The 1939-nt window shown below is 41.9% G+C and carries 2 protein-coding genes; both read left to right on the top strand.

Annotated features, from left to right (window positions below):
• Positions 1 to 492 (top strand): CorA family divalent cation transporter (locus tag ABZV77_RS42595; RefSeq protein WP_356268776.1); only part of this gene is annotated, 492 nt, incomplete at its 5' end.
• 670 nt (positions 493 to 1162) lie between these two features.
• Positions 1163 to 1843 carry an IS6-like element ISS1N family transposase gene (locus ABZV77_RS42590; protein ID WP_356268774.1) on the top strand — a complete coding sequence of 227 codons (681 nt, stop codon included), beginning with the start codon at positions 1163 to 1165 and terminating at the stop codon, positions 1841 to 1843.
• Positions 1844 to 1939: the final 96 nt, after the last annotated feature.

The raw sequence follows: 1939 nt of genomic DNA, 5'->3' as shown, positions 1-1939 counted from the left end.
AAGAAACGCAACTATTTGGATAAAATGTTGAACCGGAAGACGAAGAACAGTGACTTGGTTTCACTTTCATATCTTCAACAGACGTTGACCTTTTTGTCCAGCGCGGTCCAAACCAATCTCAGTGAACTCGATCGTTTGCCAAAGACCCATTTTGGTGTCGGTGCTGACCAAGATAAAATTGATTTATTCGAAGACGTGCAAATTGAAGGAGAACAGGTCCAACGGATGTTTGAGATTGAAACCCAAGTCGTTGACCGAATCGATCATACCCTCAACAGCCTTGCTAATAACAACCTGAACGATACAATGAAATTTTTGACAATTTGGTCACTGACCATGGCTGTGCCAACGATCATTACCGGATTCTATGGGATGAACGTGAAGAAACTCCCGTTAGCCGGGATGCAAGATGCTTGGATGCTGACTTTGGGGATTTCTGTCGCCTTGATTGTGGCGATGCTGATTATGCTGAAGTTCTGGCGGAAGATGTGATGGGTGAGTGACTTGCTGCTGGGTGGGGGACTTTTTTGGAATGTGTATAGTTGAGCAGTTATGCTATTTTGAGCACCCTTCGGCTTCTGAAATACGCTCCGACGACCCTGACCCCGGCCACATAAGACAAAAAATCCAGTAGCGAACGTTTTTTGTTCGTTACTGGATTTTCTGCCTTATGCTCTGGGGTCAACCCGGGTCTTGTCACGTGTTGGTGATCTATTAGGTATCAACTATCTAGGCACACACACCATGCGTAAAACAGGCGCTTATCGGGTCTATACGCAGTCAAACTATAATATTGGTTTAGTGATGAATTTATTAAACCATTCAAGTGAAGCCATGACCTTAACGTATCTTGGATTAGATCAAGCTAGTCGAGAAACGATGTTAGACCAAATTGATTTTGGGTAATGAATGTTTAGAACTTAGTAGTCGTCCAAAAACGACTACTTTTTTTGTTGAATCGTCCAAGGACGATTCGATGCTTTTGACTTGTAAGAACAGGATTGAATGAAGCCATACTGTTCGCATATTTTTAGTGGATGAACAAACAAAATACGAGAGATTTTTTGTTCGTTCATCCATGGTTTTAGGGGTTCTGTTGCAAAGTTTTCCAAAAAATCTATTTTAGTGTAAAATTGAGAAAAAAGACAGAGAGGACAGAGTAATGAATCATTTTAAAGGCAAACAATTCAAAAAAGACGTCATTATTGTCGCTGTTGGTTACTACCTGCGTTACAATCTAAGCTATCGTGAAGTTCAGGAATTGTTATATGATCGTGGAATAAATGTTTGTCATACTACGATTTATCGTTGGGTGCAAGAGTACAGCAAAGTCCTCTATTATCTTTGGAAGAAGAAAAATAGACAATCCTTCTATTCATGGAAAATGGACGAAACCTATATCAAAATTAAGGGACGTTGGCATTATCTTTATCGTGCACTTGATGCGGACGGCTTAACCTTAGATATCTGGTTACGAAAGAAACGGGATACGCAAGCAGCCTATGCTTTCTTAAAACGACTCCATAAACAGTTTGGTGAGCCGAAAGCAATTGTGACCGATAAAGCACCTTCTCTTGGCTCCGCCTTTAGAAAGTTACAGAGTGTGGGTTTATATACTAAGACAGAGCACCGAACTGTGAAGTATCTTAACAATTTAATAGAACAAGACCATCGACCTATTAAACGACGGAATAAATTTTATCAAAGTCTCCGTACAGCCTCTTCCACGATTAAGGGCATGGAGACCCTTCGAGGAATATATAAAAAGAACCGAAGAAATGGAACGCTCTTCGGCTTTTCGGTGTCTACTGAAATCAAGGTATTAATGGGAATACCAGCCTAAGATATTTGGAGTTCAGAGAGAGAGGCCGACGGGCGATCACCCGGGGCTGGCTCTTCCTGGTGCTGCCCGCCTGTGTCCTGAGCTACCTGGGCCAGG

It is taken from the genome of Streptomyces sp. NPDC004732, assembly GCF_040609235.1.
Lineage (GTDB): Bacteria > Actinomycetota > Actinomycetes > Streptomycetales > Streptomycetaceae > Streptomyces.
Note: the sequence above shows the minus strand (reverse complement) of the source record. Positions and strands in the feature narration are given on the sequence as shown.